The sequence below is a fragment of the Roseateles sp. PN1 genome (assembly GCF_038419725.1).
Lineage (GTDB): Bacteria > Pseudomonadota > Gammaproteobacteria > Burkholderiales > Burkholderiaceae_C > Paucibacter_A.
Genome location: NZ_JBCARA010000001.1, coordinates 561,592 through 584,009 on the forward strand (window position 1 = coordinate 561,592; position 22,418 = coordinate 584,009).

Consider the following 22,418-nt stretch of genomic DNA (forward strand, 5'->3'; position numbering starts at 1 on the left):
GACTATGCCTTTTAAACTTCTTGTTGTTGCCGCCGCCTGCCTTTCGCTCGGAAGCTTGGGGCTGAGCCCCGCTTGGGCCGCGGACTCGCCAGCCGGCGCAGGTGCGGTGATTTCGGCCGAGGGCCGCCTCGCGGTCAAGCATGAAAAGATTCGCCTGGCCAATGGCTTCGAGGTGATTCTGGTGGAAGACCACCGCCTGCCGCTGGTGGCCTTCAATCTTTGGGTGCATGCCGGGCCGCGCAATGAAGCGCCGGGCCAGACCGGTTTTGCGCATCTATTCGAGCACCTGCTGTTTGCCGGCACCAAGCACATCCCGCGCGGCGCGGCCGACCAGATCGTCGAAGCCATTGGCGGCACCGATGCCAACGGTTCCACCAACTTCGACCGCACCAATTACTTCTTCACCCTGCCAGCTAATCAGCTGGAAACCGGCTTGTGGCTGAAGGCCGATATGTTGGGCTATATGCTCGACAAGGTCGATGCCGTGGCCCTGGCCAACCAGCAAGACGTGGTGCGCAACGAGCGCCGCCAGTCGGTGGAGAACCGGCCCTACGGCATTGTTGAAGAGGCCGTCTACCAGGCTCTGTTCCCCGAAGGCCATCCTTACCGCGCCACGGTGATCGGCTCGCATGCCGACATCCAGAGCATCAAGCTCGACGATGTGAAGGCCTTCTCGCGCACCTACTACCGCCCCAATAACGCCACCCTGGTGCTGGCCGGCGACTTCAATCCGGCCGAGGCCAAGAAGCTGGTGCAGAAGTACTTCGGCACGCTCAAGGCCGGCGCGCCGGTGCCCGAGGCCAAAGCGGCCCAGCCCGTCATCAGTGCCGAGCGCCGCGTGCGGGTGACCGACCGCGTTGAGCTGCCCCGCCTGAATCTGGCTTGGCATACGCCGGCGATGTTCCAGGCTGGCGACGCCGATCTGGACGTGGCCAGCCACATTCTGGGCGGCGGCAAGGCCAGCCGCCTGCACAAGAAACTGGTCTACGAAGGCCAGCTGGCGCAGACCGTGCAAGTCGCGCAGGAGTCGCTGTCGCTGGGCTCGGTGTTCGGCATCGAGGTGGTGGCGCGGGCCGGCAAATCGCTGGACGAGATTGAAGGCCTGGTGGATACCGAACTCGCCGCACTGGCCAAGACCCCGCCCAGCGAGGCCGAGCTGCAGCGCGCGCTGGCCAGCATTGAGACGCAATTGCTCTCGCGCGTGGAAAAGGTCGGCAGCCTGGCCGATTTGATGAACCACTACAACCAGATGGCCGGCGACCCCGACTTTGTCGGCAAGGACCTGGCGCGCTACCGCGCCGTCACGCCCGCCTCGGTGCAGGCCGCCGTGGCCAAGTACCTGGCCAAGAACAGCCGCGTGGTGGTGCAGGCCATGCCGGGTGAAAAAGTGCTGGCCGCCGAAGTGGCCACGCCGCCCATGCCTACCGGCAAACAGCCCGCCTTGAGCAAAGCCGAGCTGGCGCAGCTGAACGCGGCCGAGCCCTGGCGCATGAAGCAGCCCAAGGCTGGCAAGGCCCTGGCCCTGAGCCTGCCCGAGGGCAAGCGCTTCACTCTGCCCAATGGCCTGGCCGTGGTGCATGTGGCCAAGCCGGGCTTGCCCCTGGTCAGCGCCAGCCTGGTGTTGCGCGCCGGTCAGCTGAGCAACCCGGCCGAACAGCCGGGCTTGGCCAGCTTCACCGCCGCCATGCTGCAAGAAGGCACGACGACGCGCAGTGCCGGCGACGTGGCCGATGAGATCGCCAATCTGGGCGCGGTGTTGACGACGACTTCCGGCAGTGAGTCCACCAGCCTTGAGCTCAGCAGCCTGAAGTCCAAGTTCAAGCAAGGCCTGACCCTGCTGGCTGACCTGGCCTTGAACCCGGCCTTCAGTGAGGCTGAGATTCAGCGCAAGCAAGCCGAGCGCCTGGGCGCCTTGGCGCAGCAGCGCGAGCAAGCGCCGGCCGTCGCCGGCATGCTGGCCGCGCAGGCGGTTTACGGCGCCGGCCACCCCTTGGCTGCCAATGCCTTGGGTGACGACGCCGCCATCCGCGCCACCAACGCCGCCGCGCTGCGCCAGTTCTGGCGCCAGCAGTACCGCCCCGATCAGGCGGCGCTGGTGATCGCTGGTGACGTCAGCGAGGCCGAAGTGCGCAGCCTGGCCCAGAGCCTGTTCGGCGCCTGGCAGGGTGATGCCAGCGTGGCGGCCAGCAAGCCTCAAGCCTTGCCGCCGGTGCGCAGCAGCGCGGCACGCGTCATCTTGGTGGACAAGCCCGCCGCTCCGCAAACAGCCCTGGCTGTGGTGCAAGCCGGCCCGCGCGCGGCCGACCCCGCAGCGGCCGCCATCAAGGTGATGAACACCGCCCTGGGCGGCAGCTTCACCTCGCGCATCAATCACGAGCTGCGTGAGGTCAAGGGCTATACCTACGGCATCTACTCCAACTTCAGCATGGGGCGCGAGGTCGGCATGTTCGGCATCCGCGGCAGCGTGCGCACCGATGTGACGGGCGCCGCGCTGAAGGATATGTTTGCCGAGATCAAGTCCATGCGCGCCAAGCCCATGAGCACCGAGGAGCTCTCACGTGCTCGCAATGCCCAGCTTTTGAGCTTGCCCGGCATGCTGGACACCAATCGCGTGGTGGCCGCCACCTTCGCTGGTTTCTGGTCCCTGGGCCTGCCCGACAGCTATGTCGCCAACCTGCCGGCCCAGTTCGCTGCCGTCACCTCGGCCAGCGCCTATCAGGCTGTCAAAACGCATGTGGACGACGCCAAGCTGATCGTCGTGGCCGTGGGTGACCGCGCCAAGGTCTTGCCGCAGCTGCAAAGCTGGGGTCGCCAGCCCCTGGAGCTGCGCGATGCCAGTGGGCAGTTGATTAAGCCTTGATGCCTTGATGGCGTGACGCTTTGAACCACCGCTAACGCCACGCGCTAGCGGTGCCGCAGCAAGCCCTGCCCAGGCGGGCGGGTCAGCGACCCGCCGGGCAGTGGCTGCGCTTGCGGCACACTCTGGTCATGTCCTGGATCGTTTTCTACAAATTACTGGCCATCTTCATCGTGGTGGCCATCGGCTGGTTCGTCGGCCGCATGCGCTGGTTGGGTGAGGCGACAGCGGGCGGCAGTGGCGGCGACCCCGCCAAGGTCTTGTCGGCGGCGGCCTTCTACATCTTTGTGCCGGCCCTGCTGTTCCGCACCACGGCGCGGGTGGACTTTGCCACGCTGCCCTGGCTGACGCTGATGGGCTTCTTCATCCCGGTGCTGGGCCTGATGGTGCTGGTCTATGCCCTGCAGCGCCGGCGCGGCGCTGGGCGGGCAGGGGCCGCAGTGCCCAGCGTGCAAGCCATCACTGCCGTTTTCGGCAACACCTTGCAAGTGGGCGTGCCGCTGGCCGCCGGCGTGTTTGGCGAGGCCGGCCTGGCCATCCACATCACCGTGGTCAGCCTGCACGCCCTGTGCATCCTGACACTGCTCACCGCCCTGGTGGAGTTGGACCTGGCCCGCGAACGCGCCGCCGGCCAGGGCCAGCAAAGCCTGGGGGAGATTCTGCTGAGCACGGCCCGCAACACGGTGATCCACCCTGTCGTGCTGCCGGTGCTGGCGGGCCTGAGTTGGAATGCGCTGGGCCTGCGTTTGCCCGCCGTGCTGGACGAGGTACTGCAACTGCTGGGCACGGCCGTGGTGCCCTTGTGCCTGACGCTGATCGGCATGTCGCTGGCCTATTACGGCTGGCCCAAGAACTGGCGCGCTGTGCTGGGCCCGGTGGCGGCCAAGCTCTTGCTGCTGCCCGCCCTGGTGCTGCTGATCGCGCATTGGGGCCTGGGCTTGAGCGGCCTGCCGCTGGGCGTGATCGTGATGATGGGCGCCTTGCCGGTGGGCTCCAACGCCCTGATCTTCTCCCAGCGCTACCGCTGCATGGAGAGCGAAACCACCGCCGCCATCGTGCTTTCCACCGTGCTCTTCGCGGGCACCGCGCCGCTGTGGCTGGGTGCTTTGGCGCTCTTGCATGGCTGAGCCAACCATGCCGAGCATTGCGCCCTTGGCCGCGCAGGATTTCGAGGCTTTTGCCCGCTACCTCGATGATCATTTGCGCGACAACGGTAGTGCGCTGACGGGCTACTTCCAGCCCCAGTCGCGCCATCAGAGTGGCCTGCCGCCCGAGCGCCTGCTGGCCTTTCGCCAGGCCTTGTCAGTGCCGCTGGATGATCCCGGCTGGCGGCGCGCCTGGGTGGCTCGCACGGCGGATGGCCGCATCATCGGCCATGTGGATTTGCGTGCCCACCCGCAAGCGCATACAGCGCACCGCTGCCTGCTGGGCATGGGGGTTGACCGCATGCACCGGCGCCAAGCGCTTGGCCAGGCGCTGCTGCGCCATGCCACACAATGGGCACGCGAGGAGGCGGGCCTGGCGTGGATAGACCTGCAAGTGCTCAGCCACAACCTGGCCGCCAAGGGCTTGTATCAACGCGAAGGCTTTGTGCAGATCGGCGAGATCGCGGCCATGTTTCGCATCGATGGCCAGGAGATGGACTACAGCTGGATGGCTAAGCGCTTGTGACTTCTTTTGCCTGCTTGGCATCCGGGAGGCTAGCCGAGCGGAGGTTCGCTGTAGCGCCCCTGGGTTTAGGTGCGGTCAGCCTTCAAGATGCTGCCTGAGGAGCGCCGCGCCACGCGTACTGGTCTTGGGAAAACTCCACACGGTCAGGCCACGACGACTTGAAGATGGGGATTTCGCCGCCGCCAAGCCACTAGATTTTGAATACGGGCGCGTGGCGAAGGATGGCGGCATATGGCCGCCCGCGCAAAGTTATCCCTAAGGGGCTATTACGATGGCGTCCTTGATCTTCATTAGTTTTCCGTCCAGCCAGCCAGCCAGCTAAGCTTTATGCGTTTTCTCATCCTCGCTTTCGCCGTCGTGCTTTGCGGGCCACTGGGCTTGACCACAGCCATGGCAGAGGAGCCGGTGCGCCTGCAGTTGAAATGGCGGCATGCCTTTCAATTCGCCGGCTACTACGCCGCAAAGGAGCTTGGCTATTACGCGCAGGCGGGCCTGGATGTCAACATCAGTGAAGCCAGGCCTGGTATCGATCCGCTCGACGAAGTCCTGTCTGGTCGGGCGGATTTTGGCGTCGGCACCAGCAGCCTGTTGCTGGCGAGGAAGGCCGGTCGGCCGGTCGTGGTGCTGGCCGTGGTGTTCCAGCATTCACCACAGGTGCTGATTGCCAGCCGCTTGACGGCAGGGCAAACCATCCATGATTTGGTCGGCAAACGCATCATGCTGGAGCCCCAGTCAGAGGAGTTATTGGCCTATCTGAAACGGGAGGGCATTGCCTCCGGCAATATCAAGCTGATCGAGCACAACTTCTCGTCAAAGAGTCTGCTCGATGGCAGCGCTGAGGCAGTTTCCGCCTATTCGACCGTCGAGCCCTATCAGCTGGATTTGGCCGGTTTTGCCTATCAGATCTACACGCCGCGCTCGGCTGGCATCGATTTCTATGGTGACAACCTGTTCACCTCGGAGGAGCAGTTGCAGCTACATCCGGCGCGCGTCAAGGCCTTCCGGGCCGCCAGCCTGCGCGGTTGGCAATATGCAATGGCGCATCCGGATGAAATCATCGAGCTGATTCTGCGCAAGTACGCCAGCGCGGGGCAGACCGCGGATTCAAACTCCCATTTGCGCTCCCAACTGCAGTTCGAAGCCAGGCAGATGGCCGCGCTCATGCGCACCGACCTGATCGAGGTCGGCTATATGAACCCGGGCCGCTGGCGCCATATCGCCGACACCTATACCGAGATCGGCATGCTGCCCGCCAATTTCAGCCTGGAAGGTTTTTTGTATGAAACCAACCTTGAGACCGACCTGCTCCGGCTGCGCAGCCAGTTGCTCGCCGCAGTGGCGCTGGTCGGTGTGCTTTCGGGACTGGCGGTCTACATCCATCGCATCAACCGGCAACTCAAACTCGGTCTGGCCCGTTCCAAACAGGCCGATTTGCAACTCAAGGTCTTGTCCACCGCCATCGACCAGAGTCCGACCTCGGTACTGATCACCGGGCCCGACGCCATCATCCAGTATGTCAACCCGCAGTTCAGCAAGGAAACCGGCTACTCATCCGCCGAAGCCTTGGGCCAGACCCCCCGGTTCTTGCAGTCCGGCGTGACGGACCCTTCGATCTACCGCACGATGTGGGCTGCGCTCAGGCGTGGCGAACTGTGGAGTGGGGAGCTGATCAACCGCCGCAAATCGGGCGAAATCTATTGGGAAGAGGCCCATATCGCGCCGGTCAGGGATGCTGACGGGACGACGATCAACTATGTCGCGGTCAAACTCGACATCACCGAGCGCAAACGAGCCCATGACAGACTGGCCCAACTGGCGCATTACGATGGCCTGACGCAACTGCCCAACCGTGCCTTGTTCTTCGAACTCGTCACCAAGGGCCTGGCGCTGGCCAAGCGCAATATGAACAAGCCCGCGCTGATGTTCATTGACCTGGACGGATTCAAACCCGTCAACGACATCCATGGTCACGCTGCCGGTGATCTGGTGCTGAAAGAAGTGGCTCGCCGGATGGCGGCCTGTCTGCGCGATTCGGACGCCGTGGGCCGCATCGGCGGGGATGAATTCGTCGTATTTCTGCCCGAGGCCGTCAATGCTGAGAATGCAATCCGGGTGGCCGAGAAAATCCGTGAGGCCTTGAACCAGCCCTTCGCCCTCGCCGAACATGTGGTGAGCATCAGCTCCAGCATCGGCATCGCGCTCTATCCGGAGCATGGCAGCGACGATATCGAGTTGGCGAAGAATGCCGACTTTGCGATGTACCAGGCCAAGGCGGAGGGCCGCAACCGGGTCCAGGTCTTCCAGATGCAATGAGCCAGGCCAGATGGTCTGGACCTTGATGCATGGAGTCACCCCACAACGAAGTGGCACAAGCTCCGGCCGGGCTGATGAGGCCATTGTCGATTTGTAGCCGGCGTTTGGCCGCCCAGCACTCAATCTGCGGTCGAGAACGGTGACGCTTCATAGCGCTGCGTCAAGCCAGCGACCTTGAACGTCAAAGGGGCGGGGAATACTTCCTTGGCGATGCCGGGTTTGGGCACTGTGTTGCCACGCATGGCCTGCTCTCGATATGTCCCGGCCTGCGCCAGGCCGACCGTTCGAACAAGCCCCGCGTAGTTGACGTTCGGGTCCCGACCTTTTTGGTCAACGGCGGCTTACTGGCGGAGTTGCGGCCTCACGCTCCCGGCCAAAACCGACCGCTGGTGATCCGCTCAGAATCTCCCCTGCTGGCCCAGCTTGGATGGCTGCTTGACGGCGGCCAACTTGAACTCCGCTTTGGCTCGTCCCAACCACGAGTGGACGTTTGGCGACGGCCGATCCGCAGTCGCTCTGCTCAAGACCGAATGTAGTTCTCCAGGTGGGAGATCGTGGTCTCATGCTCGGCAATGATGAGTTCCATCAGGTCGCGGATCGAGATCATGCCCAACACGGTGTCGCCGTCCACCACCGGCAGGTGGCGGATGCGCATGTCCCGCATCAGGGACATGCATGCGTGTGTGCGTGTGCTCGGCGTGACGGTGATGACGTTGGTCGTCATGATCTCGCCGACCGTCGTGTCCTTGGAGCCCCGTCCTTGCAGCGCGATCTTGCGCGTGTAGTCGCGCTCGCTGAATACACCCACCAGGCGGCCGCCTTCCATGACCATGAGCGCGCCCACGTCAAAGCGTGCCAACAATTCCAGCGCTGTGTACACCGAGTCTTCGCGGCGCAACTGCCACAAAGTACCCTCGCGTGGCTTCAATAGTTCGGACACAGGTTTCATCGGCAGCTCCTCGGGGAAGTCAGGCTTACAGACTAACCGAAATTTGGCGTCCGCGCAGGCTGCGAGCTCGCCTCTAGCCAGCTTCTTGTACACAGCCGCAAGGGCGGCGTGGGGTGCGCCAAGTGCCTTCGGCCTGGTGGCCAATGGGCGTTCTTGGTGGTAGTTCTCCGGCATGCTGCTTTCGCGCAAGTACCGCGAAGTCTTGGCTCCGTGCCCGCGCTTGCGAGCTTGGGCAAGCTGGCAGTTCCTGGCGCCCCGGCGGCAGATCGATGGTCGCCCCGCAGATCGCGGAGAATCGCAGCCATGAAATCTTCTGTCGCCACCTCCACCGCCAAAACGTCCCCCGACCAACTCGCCGCCTATATGCATCAGGTGGGCGAAGCCGCCCGCACTGCTTCGGCCCTGATGGCTGCTGCGCCCACTGCGGCCAAAAACCAGGCCTTGCTGGCGCTGGCGCGGCGCTTGCGGGCGGCTGGGCCGGCCTTGGCCAAGGCCAATGCCAAGGATGTGGCAGCGGCCGTTAAGGCGGGTTTGGAGGCGCCCATGGTGGACCGCCTCAAGCTCAAGCCCGAGATCATCGAGACGGTGGCGCTGGGCTGTGAGCAGATCGCGGCCATGCCCGACCCGGTGGGTGAGATCAGCGGGCTCAAGCGCCGGCCGAGCGGCATCAGCGTGGGCCAGATGCGGGTGCCGCTGGGTGTGTTCGGCATGATTTACGAGAGCCGGCCCAATGTCACCATCGAGGCCGCCTCGCTGGCGATCAAGAGCGGCAATGCCTGCATCTTGCGCGGCGGCTCGGAGGCTTTGCATTCGAATCTGGCGCTGGCCAAGTTGGTGGCAGCGGCGCTGCAAGAAGCCGGACTGCCGGCCGAGGCGGTGCAGCTGATCAACACCACCGACCGCGCCGCCGTGGGCCACTTGATCACCGCGCCGCAGCATGTGGATGTGATCATCCCGCGAGGCGGCAAGAGCTTGATTGAGCGCATCAGCGCCGAGTCCAAAGTGCCTGTCATCAAGCACCTGGACGGCAACTGCCACAGCTATGTCGATGCTGAGGTGGATTTCGACCTGGCCTTGCGCGTGCTGATCAATGCCAAGACGCAAAAGGTCAGCCCCTGCAATGCCACCGAGTCCTTGCTGGTGCATGCGGAAAGCGCGGCGGACTTTTTGCCCATCGCTGGCGCCTTGCTGGCCGACAAGGGCGTGGAGTTGCGCGGCTGCCCGCGCACGCTGGCCTTGCTGGGGCCGATTCCGGGCGCCAAGATCCGCGCCGCCTCGGAGCAGGACTGGAGCGAGGAGTACCTGGCCCTGATCCTCAGCATCAAGGTGGTGGACAGCCTGGATGAGGCGATTGCCCACATCAACCGTTATGGCTCGCACCACACCGATGCCATCCTGACCACCAATCACGCCAATGCCATGCGCTTCTTGCGCGAGGTGGATTCGGCCAGCGTGATGGTCAACACCAGCACTCGTTTTGCCGATGGTTTTGAATACGGCCTGGGCGCCGAGATCGGCATTTCCACCGACAAGCTGCATGCCCGCGGCCCGGTCGGCCTGGAAGGCTTGACCTCGCTGAAATGGGTGGTGCTGGGGCAGGGCGAAGTGCGCGTTTGAGCGCCTGAGCGTCCGCGGGGCGGTGCCTGTGTGGCTCTGCCCTTAGCTTGATCGTGCTGCTGCTGATGAACCAGCGCTGAGCCAGGCCTCAGTGGCGCGTGCTGATCGTGATGGTGGTGCCGCGCAAGTCGATATTGCTGAACTGAATGCTGCCGAAGCTGGCGCCGTTGGTGTCGCCGTGCACGCGGATATTGTTGATGTTCAACTCGCCGATGGTGCTGGGCAGGCTGAGCGTGACCGAGCCGTCTTTGTTGATCCGGGTCTTGGCGTTTTCGGCGTCGTAGACCACGTTCTTCATCGAGGTGTCGGCGTCAAACATCTGCAGCACCGGGTTCAGCAGCTTGACCAAATCCTTGAGAGTCTCGTCTTTCGAATTCTTGGCCAGGGCCAGCAAGCTGTTGTGATCGATGCCGCGGGCTGACACGCCGCCCATCTCCTCATCGTTGAGTGGCTGCAGGCCGCGCGCCAGGCGTGGGTTGCTGGAACTGGCTTGTTCTTCACTACTGCGGCTGATCTCGGTGGGCGCTGCCGGCGCGGCCGCAAAGGCTTGCAGCGGGCCCATCAGGGTGGTGACCACGGCGGCCAGCAGGCGCAGCTTCTTCTGCTTGCGCAGCACGCTGTTGATCTGACGCTGGCTGGCCAGATTCCATTCAGTCAGGATCTCACCCAGGCGTTGGCCGGACTGCTGCTGTTGGGCAATCGCCTTGCTCAGCTGGGCGTCTGAAATGATGCCTTTTTCGACCAGCAACTGGCCGAGCCGGGAGCGGTCACGCACGGTTTGAATAGTGGCCATGGCGGTTTTGTTGTGCAGCAGGGGTGGGAAATCAGCGGGCTAGCTTACTCTGCGGGGCTGTGGGCGCGTAGCCCGGGGCAGGGTGGCTGCCACTATCTTTCGGATAGTTGACGTGACTTGCGCTGGCGCGGTGTGCCGTAATGCCGCTGCGCCAAGCGGCAGCGACCCTGGCACACTTCAGGGCAAGCGCGAAAGGCTGATGCTTTTGCTTTGCTGGTGATGGCGCTGCTGCGCAGGCCCGGCCCGCCTGATCCTCATTCGCCCCCGCTGCACCTTCTTTTGTTTCGTTTTGTTCGCCCTATCACCATGACCATGCCTCCCCCGCAAGCCAACTCTCAACGCAAAGCCCTGGTGCTGTTTTCCGGCGGCCAGGACTCCACCGCCTGCCTGGCTTGGGCGCTGGACCGCTTCGCCCAGGTGGAGACCTTGGGTTTCGACTACGGCCAGCGCCACCGCGTCGAGCTGGACTGCCGCCAGGTGGTGCGGCGCGAGTTGATGGCGCAGTTCCCGCAATGGGCGGCCAAGCTGGGCGAAGACCATCTGTTGGACCTGAGCCTGCTGGGGCAGATCTCAGACACCGCGCTGACCGAGTCGCGCGCCATCGAGATGCAGGCCAATGGCCTGCCCAACACCTTTGTGCCGGGGCGCAATCTGCTGTTCCTGAGCTTTGCCGCCACCTTGGCTTACCGGCGCGGCGCCTCGGTGCTGGTGGGCGGCATGTGTGAGACCGACTATTCCGGCTACCCGGACTGCCGCGACAACACGCTCAAAAGCCTGCAAGTCGCGCTGAGCCTGGGGCTGGACACGCCCATGACCATCGAAACGCCGCTGATGTTCCTGACCAAGGCGCAGACCTGGGCGCTGAGTGAGCAACTCGGCGGCGCCGCGCTCAACGAGCTGATCGTGGACCACACCCACACCTGCTATTTGGGCGAGCGCACCCAGCGCCACGCTTGGGGCTACGGTTGTGGCAGCTGCCCGGCTTGTGAGCTGCGGGCGCGCGGCCATGCCGAGTTCATCAGCAGCGGGAGTGCCGGCGCATGAGCAACTGGGCGTGGTTCGGCTGGGGCTTGGCGGCCATGCTGCTGTTCTGGGGCATTGGCGCTTACAACCGGGTGATGAGCTTGCGCAACGGCATCGCCACCGCTTTTGCGCAGTTGGATTTGCACCTGGCCGAGCGCGCCCGCTTGTGCGCCAAGTTATTGGAGCTGTTGCCACCCTTGTTGCCGAACGAGCAAGCCACGTTTGCGGCCCTGGAAACGGCGCAGAGCGAGACGCAGGCCTTGACGCAGGCCGTGCGCAACAAACCCTATGCCAGTGACCCGGTGGCCAGCCTGGCGGTGGCCAATGCGGTGCATGCGGCGGCGCTGACCCGGCTGATGTCCTTGCTGGATCACCATGCCGAGTTGCGCGAGCATATCGAGCTGTACGAGCTGGTGGATGAACTCAAGCTGGTGGAACGCCAGCGCAGCTTTGCGCGCCAGCTTTTCAACCAGGCTGTGGGGCTTTACAACCAAGCGGTGTCGCAGTTCCCGACCCGCATCTTGGCCAGCCTTTACGGCTTTGGCGAGGCTCGCTCGCTCTAGCCGCAGGTTTGGTTTGGCTCAGGAGCAGACGATGGCGCCTGAGCTGACCAACTCGTGGAACAGCGAGACCAGCGTCTTGCCGCTCATGCGGTAAGGGTCGAGCTTGGCGTTTTCCGAGTACTTCAGCACCAGCCCGGGGTTGAGTCGATGCAGGTTCACGCTGCCCATGGACCAGCCGGCGAACTGGCGTTCGCTGACTTCTTCGTAGCTGAGCAGAATCACATCGTGATGGCGGGTGTCGCTGACGATGGCTTTGTAGCGCGCATTGATGGCGTCACGCCCACCTTCGAGCACCTGGATGAAGATGCCGTCGGCATAGCAGAGCAGGCCGGTGATGCCTTCGCTGGGATTGTGTTCGCGCGATTGCTTGAGGATGGTGGACAGCGCGGCCTCGTCCATCGGGGTGTTGGCGCGGCTGGCGTAAAGAAGGCGGACTAGCATCTTGGGGGCTCCGGAAAAAGGCTTCAGGTCTTGACCAGTGACAGGAACTCGCGGCGCAAATTGGGGTCCTTCAAGAAGGCGCCGCGCATCACGCTATTGATCATTTTCGTTTCGGTGTCCTTGACGCCGCGCCAATGCATACAGAAATGGTCGGCCTCCATCACCACACCCAGGCCGTCGGGCTGCACGCGTTCTTGCAGCTCGTTGGCCAGCATGGTGACGGCTTCTTCCTGGATTTGCGGCCGGCTCATGATCCATTCGCAGATACGCGAGTATTTGGACAAGCCGATCAGATTGGAATGCTCGTTCGGCAGCAGGCCGATCCAGACCCGGCCCATGATGGGGCAGAGGTGGTGCGAGCAAGCGCTGCGCACGGTGATGGGGCCAACGATCATCAGCTCATTCAAGCGCGAGACATTGGGAAACTCGGTCACCGCCGGTGCGGCCTTGTAGCGGCCGGCGAAGACTTCGCGCACAAACATCTTGGCCACGCGCTTGGCGGTGTCCTGGGTGTTGTGGTCGCTGTCGGTGTCGATCACCAGGGCGCGCAAGACTTCTTGCATCTTGGCCTGCACCTCGGCCTGCAACGCGTCGAGTTCGCCCTCTTCGATGAAGGCGGCGATATTGTCATTGGCGTGATGGCGGCAGCCGGCGGCCAGCAGGCGATAGCGCACCCGCTCTGACGCCGGCAGGGCGGCCAGTTCGGCTTGGCTGAGGGTGGGCTTAGGTGTGGAGGCGCCAGTCATGGTGTGTGTCTTTATGAGTCGAGGCTGTGAAGAGGCATTGTGGCCGCATTGCAAAGCCCGTGCATTTGCCGGGTAAGTGACAAATTGGGTGGGGGTGGCGCGGTGGCGTTTGCTGCCTTTGCCACGCCAAGGCTCAGGCCTCGGGTGTGACTTGGATTTTGGCGCTGCCCTACACTGCCGGGCGTGTCTGCACCTACTTCCTCCTCATTGTCGTCCCAAGCTACCTTGGCGCCCCCGCTGCAACGCCTGTTGGCCGAGGTGGCCCAGGCCATTCAAGCCGTGCGCGCGGGCCGCTCGCTCACCGAGGTGCTGGCGCGCTGCCCCACCGAGCTGCGCCCCGGCACCCAAGCCCTGAGTTTTTATGTGCTGCGCCTGCTCGCCAGTGCGGAGGGCGCACGCAAGCTGCTGGCGCCCAAGGCCCCGCCGCCCAAGGTGGAGGGCTTGCTGCTGTGTGCCCTGGCCTTGCTGTGGCCCAGCGATGCGGCACCTTACGACGCGCACACGGTGGTGGACCAGGCCGTCAGCGCCGTGCGCAAGCGCCTGCCGGCCAGCGCCGGCTTCGTCAACGCGGTCTTGCGGCGCTTTTTGCGCGAGCGTGAGGCCATCGTCAGCGCCGTCTGCGCCGACCCGGTGGCGGCTTTCAATCACCCGGCCTGGTGGATCGCCCGCCTGCAGCAAGACTGGCCCGAGCAATGGCAAGCCATTCTGGCCGCCAATAATGAACATCCGCCGATGAGCTTGCGGGTCAATGCCCATCACGGTACGGCGGCCGACTATGTGCAGCGCCTGGCCGATGTGGGCATTGCTGCCCGCGTACTAGGTCCCTTGGCGCCACAGGCCGTGGTGCTGGCGCGGGCCGTGCCGGTGACGGCCTTGCCGGGCTTTGCGGCCGGCGAAGTCTCGGTGCAAGACGCCGCCGCACAGGTGGCCGCCGCCTTGCTGGTGCAGCCCCACGGTGAGCTGGCGGCGCTGCCTGCGCATGCGCGGGTGCTGGACGCCTGCTCGGCCCCCGGCGGCAAGACCGCCCATGTGCTGGAGCTGGGTGACTTTGACCTGATGGCGCTCGACAGCGATGCCAAGCGCCTGCAGCGGGTGCAAGAGAACCTCAACCGCCTGGGCCAGCGCGCTACCCTGAAGGCCGCTGACGCCCGCCTGCCTGAGAGTTGGTGGCACGGCCAAGCCTTTGACGCCATCTTGCTGGACGCGCCCTGCAGCGCCTCCGGCATCGTGCGCCGCCACCCCGATGTGCGTTGGCTGCGCCGCGAGTCCGACATTGCCCAGCTGGCCCTCATCCAAAGCGAATTGCTGGATGCTTTGTGGCCCTTGCTCAAGCCGGGCGGGCGCTTGGTCTACGCCACCTGCTCGATCTTCAAGGCCGAAGGTCAGCAGCAAATCGACGCATTTTTGCAACGCCAGCCCAGCGCCAAGGCCCATGATGTGGCCGGGGTGACCGGCCACCTGCTGCCCCTCGCTCACAATGGGGCCGATGCTCAAGCAGGCCCCGCGGTGTTGGATGGTTTCTACTACGCGCTGCTGAGCAAGTCCTGAGGGCGCACTTGGCGCCTGTTCATAAATTTTCGGTTCCTGCCCATTGAGATCGCTCGGCCTGTCATTCGCCACTACCGCCTCTTGCCCCCGGGTGCTCCGGCCCTGGGTGAGCGCTGGCATGGCTGTGCTGCTGGCGCTATTGATGCTGTTCTTGCTGGTGCTGCCGGCCCAGGCTGCGCAGGCCCAGGGCGTGGAGCTGAGCCAGATCAGCACGACAAAGTCGGAAGACGGGCTGGAGCTGAGCTTCAGCACCCGCTTCACGCTCTCGGCGGCGGTGGAAGACGCCTTGATGAAGGGCGTGCCTGTCTACTTCGCGGCCGATGTGACGGTGCTGCGGAGCCGCTGGTACTGGCGCGATGTGCGCGCCGCGCGGGCTTCGCGCAGCTGGCGGCTGGAATGGAAATCGCTGACGCGCCAATTCCGCGTCAGCACCGAAGGCCTGAACCGCAATTACGCCAGCCTCAGTGAGGCCTTGAGTTCGCTGCGCGGCGCCGCCAGCTGGCATGTGGCCGACCTCAAAGACATTGAGGACGATGGCCGCTACTACCTCGAATTCAGTTACCGGCTGGACACCAGCCAACTGCCCAAGCCCATGCAAATCGGGCTGGGTTCGCCCCAGGGCTGGGGTTTGAATGTGGAGCACACCTTCACCCTCAACCCTGACTTCAGCCTGCGCACTGCTGCCGGTTCCTGATCAATGAGCAAAGCCGCGCGGTGGGCATGGGTCATCTCGATGGTGGCCGTGACGGGGGTTTGCGGTGTGCTGGCCTTCTTGCTGTCCATCGGCGCCACCTCGCAGCGCGGCTTTCTGGAGCGGCATTCGGTCTGGCTGTTCTGGGTCAATGCCGTGGTCGCCACGGTGCTGGTGCTGGTCATCGGCGGAGCGGCCATCCGTCTGGCCCTGCGGGTACGCAGCGGCAAGTTCGGCAGCCGCTTGTTGATGAAGCTGGCCGGCATCTTTGCCCTGGTGGGTGTGGTGCCAGGGGTGCTGATCTACGGCGTGTCCTACCAATTCGTCAATCGCAGCATCGACAGCTGGTTCGATGTGCGCTTGGCCAGCGCCCTGGACGCCGGCCTGAATCTCGGCCGCGGCACCTTGGACGAGCTGGCCAGCGACCTGGGCAAGAAGACCCGCGAGGCGGCCGACCATCTGGCCGAACGCGATGGCGGCTTGCCGCATCCATTGGCTCTGGATCGCCTGCGCGAGCAGATGGGTCTGCGCACCGTGGCCCTGGTGGGCAGCAATGGGCAGATCATTCTTTCGGCCGGCGGCGACGCCAGCGTACTGAGCCCGGAGCGGCCGTCGGAGAGCATGCTGCGCCAGGCACGCAGCAGCCTGGCATTCAGCCAGCTGGAGGGGCTGGAAGACGAAGCCCTGGCCCTGCAAGGCCAGGCGCAGATCCGCGCCCTGGCGCTGCTGCCCAGCACTGATCTGCGCCTGGGTGACAGCAGCGGGGCCGAGCGCTATTTGATGATGGTGCGGCGCATCCCGCCGACCGTGCTGCGCAATGCTCTGGCCGTGCAGGCCGCCAGCAGCGAGTATCAGCAGCGCGCCCTGGAGCGTGACGGCCTGCGCCGCATGTATCTGGGCACCTTGACCCTGGCCCTGGTGCTGGCCGTGTTTGCTGCGCTGCTGCTGGCCGTCACGCTGGGCAATCAGCTGGCGCGGCCCTTGCTGCTTTTGGCCGAAGGCGTGCGCCAGGTGGCTCGCGGCGACTTGAGCCGCAAACCGATGCTGAGTTCGCGCGACGAGCTGAGCGGCCTGACCCGATCTTTTGCCGACATGACCGAGCAGCTTTCGGACGCCCGCGCGATGGTGGAACGCAGCGTGGCCGAGTTGGAAGGCGCCCGCACCAATCTGCAAACCATTCTGGACAACCTCACCGCCGGCGTGATCGTGTTCGACGCGCAGCAGCACATCGACACCGTCAACCCCGGCGCCACCCGCATCCTGCGCCTGCCGCTGTCGGCCTACCGCGGCCGCCGCCTGGATGAAGTGCCGCAGCTGCAGGCCTTTGCCCAATCGGTGTGGCAGCGCTTTGACCAATACAACCCCGAGGCCGGCGAGCGCGACCATTGGCAAGACGCCTTCGAGCTGCAGGTCGAAGCCGGCCAGGACGTGCTGACCCTCTTGGTTCGCGGCGCCCAACTGCCGCAAGGCGCGCGGCTGATGGTGTTCGACGATATCTCCGAAGTGGTGTCGGCCCAGCGCTCGGCCGCCTGGAGCGAGGTGGCGCGGCGCCTGGCGCATGAGATCAAGAATCCGCTCACGCCGATTCAGCTCTCCGCCGAGCGTTTGCAGCACAAGCTCGAGGCCAAGCTGGAAGGGGCGGATCAGGCCATGCTGGTGCGCTCGGTGGCGACCATCGTCAACCAAGTGCAGTCGATGAAGCAGCTGGTCAACGAGTTCCGCGACTACGCCCGCCTGCCTTCGGCCAATCTGAAAAACCTGGACCTCAATGCCCTGGTGAGCGAGGTGCTAACCCTGTACTCACAGGCCCAGGAAGCCGGCCGCTTGCGCGCCGAATTGGCCCTGGCACCGATGCAAATCAAGGGCGACGCCAGCCAATTACGGCAAGTCATTCACAACTTGGTACAGAATGCGCTTGATGCCGTGCAAGACCGCGCCGACGGACAGGTGCTGGTGCGAACCCAGCAAGCCTTTACCGAGGCCGGTGAGCCACGCGCCCTGCGCCTGCTGATCAGCGATAACGGCGCGGGTTTTGCCGAAAAAGTGTTGAAACGCGCCTTCGAACCTTATGTCACAACCAAGACCAAAGGCACCGGCTTGGGGCTGGCGGTGGTGAAAAAAATCGCCGATGAACACGGTGCGCGCATCCGTCTGGCCAACCTTCATTTAGAGGGTGACGAGACGGCGGCCGTGATAGGTGCACAAGTTTCGTTATCATTTTCAAAACTCGCGACTGCAGCGGCCGACGGCGGCACTGCCCAAAAACAAGAGTGAACTAGGACTCCATGGCAACAATTCTTGTAGTCGACGACGAACTGGGCATACGCGCCCTCTTGTCTGAAATCCTCACCGATGAGGGCCACACGATCGAACTGGCCGAGAACGCAGCGCAGGCGCGCGCCGCCCGCGAGCGCGCTCGCCCTGACCTCGTGCTGCTGGACATCTGGATGCCCGACGTTGACGGCGTCACCCTGCTCAAAGAATGGGGTGGGGCCGGCCTGCTGACCATGCCCGTCATCATGATGAGCGGCCACGGCACCATCGACACCGCGGTGGAAGCCACCAAGGTCGGCGCCATCGCCTTCCTTGAAAAGCCCATCACGCTGCAAAAGCTGCTGCGCGCCGTCGAGCAAGCCCTGGTCAAGGTGGCCCCGCGCCCCGCGCCCGCCCCGATGGGCGCGCCGCTGAGCTACACCCGCAGCGACAGCATCAGCCCGGTCTACCCGGTGGCAGCACCCGTGCATGGCTCCACCATCAACTCCATGCCCTCGGCGCCGCAAATGGGCATCGCCTCCGAGCAAATCTTCGAGCTGGACCGCCCCCTGCGCGAAGCCCGCGATGCTTTCGAGAAGAGCTACTTCGAGTTTCATCTCGCCAAGGAAAACGGCTCCATGACCCGTGTGGCCGAGAAAACCGGCCTGGAGCGCACCCATCTGTACCGCAAGCTCAAGCAGCTCGGTGTCGATTTGAGTAGAAATAAACGCGGATCTGGTGTTTGACTGAAAAAATGGTGCTATAGTTGCGGTCTTCGCTGAGTTGCAGCGAAGAAGATCTGAAGAAGATCAAGTTGGCCTGGTAGCTCAGTTGGTAGAGCAGCGGATTGAAAATCCGCGTGTCGGTGGTTCGATTCCGCCCCAGGCCACCAAGAATACGCAATGAAATCAAGCACTTAGCGCTGCTGGCTCTAAGTGCTTTTTTCTTGCCCGCTCAGGATGTAACGGCGGATGTAAGCAGTTTTTCCCTATCGAGCAAGTGCCCGGCGTTTGCCATATTCGTTCTCGGATGTTTGGAAAGAGGCGAAAGGCAACGAGTCGGCGTACGGGCCTAGTTGCCCTGTGGTCTAGCCGCAGAAGGAGCGCTTCATGGAAAACCGTCCCGATGACAGCCGCTTCGGTCCCGCGCCCCTCCGCGAAGGCGAATATCTCCTCGGGCCCTTTGCTTCCGATAGGGCCAACAGGGTCCCCTACCCAAATGTGGGCGGGCGTATGCCGCGTTCGTTGCGCTACCTGATAGACAAAGCCCAGGCTCTTTATGATTTTGTCGACGACATGCTGGGCCGTGTGAGGCGGAAACGGAATCGGCGTTGATGAAGGGTGAGTTGGCCCATTGTGGTTTGGTGGTTTTGCTGCCCAACTCCTGCGCAGTTAGGCGCGCACATGGCGCTGCTTGATGGCATCGATCATCACCCGGCCGAAGATGGCGCGCAGGCGCTCAAGCTCTTTCAGGTTGTCGCTCTGTGTTCGCCTGGCCTTGGTCGAAATCACTTCTCGCTCATATCGCAGCGACACCACATCAAAGGTCTTAATGCTCGGGTCGGGTTCACTGCCTTCCAGCTTCGCCCATGCAAGCAGGGCTTGCGAGCGATCACGGCCGAGCGGGGGCCACTTGCGTGAGGCAACCGTGATCACATGGCAGTAAGGGCCACCCTTCAACCCGAGCTGAGGACACCGTTACTCGACAACCTCAGGCTCGTTGTTCTCTGTGTGCCGCTCAGGCTCCGTGGTGCGGAGGATTTCGTTGAGAACGGAGGTGGCGTAGTTCCCGGCGGGCAAAGAGAAGGTGAGCACCAGTTGAGCGGCTTGCGGCCATTCCCATGACATCTCCCCCGGGCTCGCCACCAGGGCCCGGCGCTGCTGATCCAGACCGGCGTGCTCCATGCCGTCGCACAAGGTGGCGTTGCGTTCGGCCACGCCCATTTCCAGCGCCTGCGCTTCGTCGGTGCTGCTCACACGGCCCCGCCCCCAGAGTGGTCCGGTGGGGCGGCCTGTCTCGTCCATCACGTCACCGGGCAAGGTCTTGCCCCAGAGCCCCTGCTGAATGCGCAGGGCCAGCACTTCATTGAAGACGAAGGAGCGCACCGCCGACAGGTAGATGCCCTTCTTCTTCGGGTTGCGCACGCGGATTTCGCGCGCCAGCATGGCCCGGCCCTGCTCGACGTTGCCGCCGTCATGGCCGAAACGCTGAGCGCCGAAATAATTGGGCGCGCCGAGTGAGGCGATGGCCTTCAGATTGGTCTCGATCATGTCGCGGTCGCCGCTCACGTCGCGCAGCACGATGTGGAATCGGTTGCCTTGCAGATCACCGGGGCGCAGCTTTTTCACGTGGCGGCTCTGACTCAGCACCTTGAACTCCGGGTGCTGAAGCAGGGTCAGGTCGGGCGTCTCGCCTTTGGGCAGATAGATGCTGAACCATTGACGCGTGATGGCGTAGCGGTCCTTGAGGCCGGCATAGCCCACGTCCCATTCCTGCACGCCGGCGGCCAGGGCCAGTTGCTGAGCGACGAAGGCGGTGTTGGCGCCGTTCTTCTCGATGTCCAGCCAGATGTGTTCGCCTGCACCTGAGGGCAGTTGCAGCGGCAGTTCGGTCACGATGAAATCCTCGTTGAGGCGTTTCAGGGTGGCGCAGGCGCCGCTGGCCGGATAAGCGTTGGGCCACTGCGGCAAGGTCGTGTATTGAGAAGCGTCGGTCATGAGCGGTCTGAGGGCACCAAGTGCAAAAAAAGGGGACAGGCTGTCTAGCCGACCAGTGGCAGTCCAGACCGCGATTGTCGCCCTAGGGAAGCTCTGCACAAATCAGGTCGCTCCGCGCTAGCGCGGACTCGGGCGGTCTGCCGCCTTGCACTTTTTGCCAAGCGCTTGAGTTATTGGCTTCAACGCGCGCCTTGCAGCCCATGCCGATCCGCACTTCACGGCCTCGCCCCGCTTCGTTCAGAGCTTCCCTGGCCGCATGCCAGCCTGCCCGCCGCCTCGCCCGAGCCGCAGTACGAAAGAGCCGGGGGCGTCGTGGCGATCAGTTCCGGGCCGACGGCCGAAACATCTCGCGGTGCAGGCCCCAGTGCTCGACGGCAGCGACAAGCACGGCCGATTCGCCGTCATCGACATGCGCGTCGGCTTCAGCAAGTTCGACACACAAGCGCAGCACCTTCAGCCGCAGCGTGAAATCCTCGATTTCACTCATCAGGTCTGCCAGGGTGCGCTCGTCTACCGGGCAAACGTCGGCCCAGTTCAACTGGCCGCTCGACAGCAAGTCTTCGCAAAAGTGGTCCAGCAGCGTGAGCAATTCATGGCGAGTCAGGCCGAGCTGCTCATGCACGGCGAGACGGTCGAGGCACTCGATCTCTGAGGCTGCGATGTCGCCGTCGGCGACCACCGTCAAGGCGACGATGCGGGCCGCTGCCTGCGGGCTGTTCACGGGATAGTGGCGCATGGGAAGTCCTCTTGGGTGATTGATGATGGGCATAGATCAGTCGAGGTTGTGCCTTAGCACTGCATAGCTTTCGCGCAGCACAGGGCGCGACACCCGCAAAATCGGAGGGCGTTCGGTGCTCCGTCAGGCCGCACAGTTCGGCGGTTGGCGGGTGGCTAGACTTGACGAGCGTTTGCAACACGAATCTCCGTCGGTGGGTGGCAAGCGGAATGTGGGGGACCTAGCGCTTGCGACAAAGCAGCTTTTTGAGAACTCCAACATCGGACAAAGCTGAACACCCGCCGGGGTTTCGACCTCACACTTCAGCGTTCGCTGCATGCCGCGTGCATGCCTTGCATCGCGCCCGCCTTTTTGGCGCCTCACCCTCTGGAGACCGATCTGATGCCGAAAACTCGCACCGCCAACGCCGCCCGTCTGGAGTTCGCTCCCGGCTCCCTGGTTCAATCCAATCTGTCGGGGGCCGCCTTCACCGGTGACTGGCTTTGGGTGGCTGGCGACGAAGCCTGCGGCCTGGATCGTTTGCGCCGGCTCGAACCCGTCGGGCGCGAAGCCTTGCGCTTTGGCGAGGCACGCGATTTCCCACTCGCTGATCTGCTGGACTTGCCCGGCACGGCCGAGGAAGAGGCCGATCTGGAAGGCATGGCCGTGGCCGATGGCTACCTGTGGGTGGTCGGCTCGCATGGCCTGAAGCGCAAGAACGCCAAGCCAGACCGGGGCCATGCTGAGAACGCCAAGCGCCTGGCCAAGGTCTCGCTCGACAGCAACCGGCGCTTGCTGGCCTGCCTGCCGATCGAGGCTGATGCCAAGGGCGAGCCCTGCCTGGTGCGGCAGGCCCAGGACGGCCGCAAGGCGCTGCGCCTGAAGGGGAATGCCGAGTCAAATCTGCTGACGCGCGTGCTGGCCGACGACCCCCACTTTGGCCCCTATATGGCCATCCCGGGCAAGGACAACGGCTTTGACATCGAAGGCCTGGCCGTCGACGGCCGGCGTTTGTTGCTTGGCCTGCGCGGCCCGGTGCTGAGGGGCTGGTCGGCGCTGATTGAGATCGAGGTCGAGGCCCGCGCTGACGATCTGCGATTGCTGCCGCTGGACGAGCGTGGCACGCTGATCCGCAAGCATTTCCTGCAGCTTGACGGGCTGGGTATTCGCGATCTGCACTTCTCGGGCGATGACCTCTACATCCTGGCCGGCCCGACGATGGTGCTGAACGGTGACATCCGCGTTTTCAAATGGCCCGCTGCCCGCTCCTTGCTGGCCGCCAACCGCGAGCCCGTTCGTTTCGAGGATGCATTGACCGAGTCGGTGCCCCTGCCGCATGGACGCGGAAGCAACCGGGCTGAAGCGATCTGCGATTTGCCGCCGGCGCTGTCGGGAGGCAAGGCGCGTTGGCTCGTTCTGTACGACGCGCCTGGTGCCGATCGCAAGGATGGTGAACACGCCGTCTTCGGCGACCTGCTGAGCCGCGACTGAGGGCATTCACCGCGAGCCCCTTGAGTCAAT

18 protein-coding genes and 1 tRNA gene are annotated in these 22,418 nt (G+C 64.0%); 13 read left to right on the forward strand and 6 right to left on the reverse strand.

Going from position 1 to position 22,418, the window contains the following annotated elements:
- Positions 1 to 4 precede the first annotated feature (4 nt).
- The 4 genes from AABB87_RS02165 (at position 5) to AABB87_RS02180 (ending at position 6,841) form a co-directional block, all read left to right on the forward strand.
- The gene (locus AABB87_RS02165; protein ID WP_341969521.1) at positions 5 to 2,860 is read left to right on the forward strand and encodes a M16 family metallopeptidase; all 2,856 of its coding nucleotides are present in this window, start codon (positions 5 to 7) and stop codon (positions 2,858 to 2,860) included.
- Positions 2,861 to 2,988: 128 nt separating this feature from the next.
- Positions 2,989 to 3,984 carry an AEC family transporter gene (locus AABB87_RS02170; RefSeq protein WP_341969523.1) on the forward strand — a complete coding sequence of 332 codons (996 nt, stop codon included), beginning with the start codon at positions 2,989 to 2,991 and terminating at the stop codon, positions 3,982 to 3,984.
- Positions 3,977 to 4,528, forward strand: coding sequence for a GNAT family N-acetyltransferase (locus tag AABB87_RS02175; protein ID WP_341969524.1), 552 nt, complete (start codon positions 3,977 to 3,979; stop codon positions 4,526 to 4,528). Before AABB87_RS02170 ends, AABB87_RS02175 begins: the two co-directional genes overlap by 8 nt.
- 390 nt (positions 4,529 to 4,918) lie before the next feature.
- Positions 4,919 to 6,841, forward strand: a complete 1,923-nt coding sequence (locus AABB87_RS02180; protein WP_341969525.1) for an ABC transporter substrate-binding protein — start codon at positions 4,919 to 4,921, stop codon at positions 6,839 to 6,841.
- Positions 6,842 to 7,361: 520 nt separating this feature from the next.
- Here AABB87_RS02180 and AABB87_RS02185 read toward each other — a convergent pair.
- Positions 7,362 to 7,790 carry a CBS domain-containing protein gene (locus tag AABB87_RS02185; RefSeq protein WP_341969526.1) on the reverse strand — a complete coding sequence of 143 codons (429 nt, stop codon included), beginning with the start codon at positions 7,788 to 7,790 and terminating at the stop codon, positions 7,362 to 7,364.
- Between the two features lie 303 nt (positions 7,791 to 8,093).
- Here AABB87_RS02185 and AABB87_RS02190 point away from each other — a divergent pair, with 303 nt between their 5' ends.
- The gene (locus tag AABB87_RS02190; protein ID WP_341969528.1) at positions 8,094 to 9,407 is read left to right on the forward strand and encodes a glutamate-5-semialdehyde dehydrogenase; all 1,314 of its coding nucleotides are present in this window, start codon (positions 8,094 to 8,096) and stop codon (positions 9,405 to 9,407) included.
- A gap of 88 nt (positions 9,408 to 9,495) precedes the next feature.
- Here AABB87_RS02190 and AABB87_RS02195 read toward each other — a convergent pair whose 3' ends face one another.
- Positions 9,496 to 10,200 (reverse strand): hypothetical protein, encoded by a 705-nt coding sequence (locus AABB87_RS02195; RefSeq protein ID WP_341969530.1) that lies wholly within the window; start codon positions 10,198 to 10,200, stop codon positions 9,496 to 9,498.
- A 312-nt stretch (positions 10,201 to 10,512) separates the two neighbouring features.
- Between AABB87_RS02195 and queC the strand changes: the two genes are divergently transcribed.
- Complete coding sequence (gene queC / locus AABB87_RS02200; protein WP_341969678.1) at positions 10,513 to 11,244, forward strand: 7-cyano-7-deazaguanine synthase QueC; 732 nt, start codon at positions 10,513 to 10,515, stop codon at positions 11,242 to 11,244.
- Positions 11,241 to 11,786: a LemA family protein gene (locus AABB87_RS02205; protein WP_341969532.1), complete on the forward strand. Its 546-nt coding sequence runs from the start codon at positions 11,241 to 11,243 to the stop codon at positions 11,784 to 11,786. Before queC ends, AABB87_RS02205 begins: the two co-directional genes overlap by 4 nt.
- A gap of 18 nt (positions 11,787 to 11,804) precedes the next feature.
- Here the strand turns inward: AABB87_RS02205 and AABB87_RS02210 are convergent, their stop codons facing one another.
- Together AABB87_RS02210 and folE are read right to left on the reverse strand one after the other, a co-directional pair.
- Positions 11,805 to 12,227 carry a BLUF domain-containing protein gene (locus AABB87_RS02210; RefSeq protein ID WP_058721010.1) on the reverse strand — a complete coding sequence of 141 codons (423 nt, stop codon included), beginning with the start codon at positions 12,225 to 12,227 and terminating at the stop codon, positions 11,805 to 11,807.
- Positions 12,228 to 12,250: 23 nt separating this feature from the next.
- The gene (folE, locus tag AABB87_RS02215; protein ID WP_058721009.1) at positions 12,251 to 12,973 is read right to left on the reverse strand and encodes a GTP cyclohydrolase I; all 723 of its coding nucleotides are present in this window, start codon (positions 12,971 to 12,973) and stop codon (positions 12,251 to 12,253) included.
- A gap of 207 nt (positions 12,974 to 13,180) precedes the next feature.
- Here folE and rsmB point away from each other — a divergent pair, with 207 nt between their 5' ends.
- The 5 genes from rsmB (at position 13,181) to AABB87_RS02240 (ending at position 18,357) form a co-directional block, all read left to right on the forward strand.
- Positions 13,181 to 14,521, forward strand: coding sequence for a 16S rRNA (cytosine(967)-C(5))-methyltransferase RsmB (gene rsmB / locus AABB87_RS02220; protein WP_341969536.1), 1,341 nt, complete (start codon positions 13,181 to 13,183; stop codon positions 14,519 to 14,521).
- Between the two features lie 118 nt (positions 14,522 to 14,639).
- Positions 14,640 to 15,215, forward strand: a complete 576-nt coding sequence (locus AABB87_RS02225) for a DUF4390 domain-containing protein (RefSeq protein WP_082680101.1) — start codon at positions 14,640 to 14,642, stop codon at positions 15,213 to 15,215.
- 3 nt (positions 15,216 to 15,218) lie between these two features.
- The gene (locus AABB87_RS02230; RefSeq protein WP_341969537.1) at positions 15,219 to 17,486 is read left to right on the forward strand and encodes a sensor histidine kinase; all 2,268 of its coding nucleotides are present in this window, start codon (positions 15,219 to 15,221) and stop codon (positions 17,484 to 17,486) included.
- A gap of 11 nt (positions 17,487 to 17,497) precedes the next feature.
- A complete protein-coding gene (locus AABB87_RS02235; protein ID WP_341969538.1) occupies positions 17,498 to 18,211 on the forward strand; it encodes a response regulator in 714 nt (237 codons plus the stop codon).
- 70 nt (positions 18,212 to 18,281) lie between these two features.
- Positions 18,282 to 18,357: transfer RNA gene (locus AABB87_RS02240), tRNA-Phe, on the forward strand.
- 805 nt (positions 18,358 to 19,162) lie between these two features.
- On the opposite strand, the gene truD is transcribed toward AABB87_RS02240, so the two are convergent.
- Positions 19,163 to 20,182: a tRNA pseudouridine(13) synthase TruD gene (gene truD / locus AABB87_RS02245; protein WP_341969539.1), complete on the reverse strand. Its 1,020-nt coding sequence runs from the start codon at positions 20,180 to 20,182 to the stop codon at positions 19,163 to 19,165.
- Positions 20,183 to 20,501: 319 nt separating this feature from the next.
- Entirely contained in the window at positions 20,502 to 20,918 is a 417-nt protein-coding gene (locus AABB87_RS02250; protein WP_341969540.1) for a tellurite resistance TerB family protein, read from the reverse strand.
- 381 nt (positions 20,919 to 21,299) lie between these two features.
- On the opposite strand from AABB87_RS02250, the gene AABB87_RS02255 reads away from it, so the two are divergent.
- Positions 21,300 to 22,388 carry a DUF3616 domain-containing protein gene (locus tag AABB87_RS02255; RefSeq protein WP_341969542.1) on the forward strand — a complete coding sequence of 363 codons (1,089 nt, stop codon included), beginning with the start codon at positions 21,300 to 21,302 and terminating at the stop codon, positions 22,386 to 22,388.
- Positions 22,389 to 22,418: the final 30 nt, after the last annotated feature.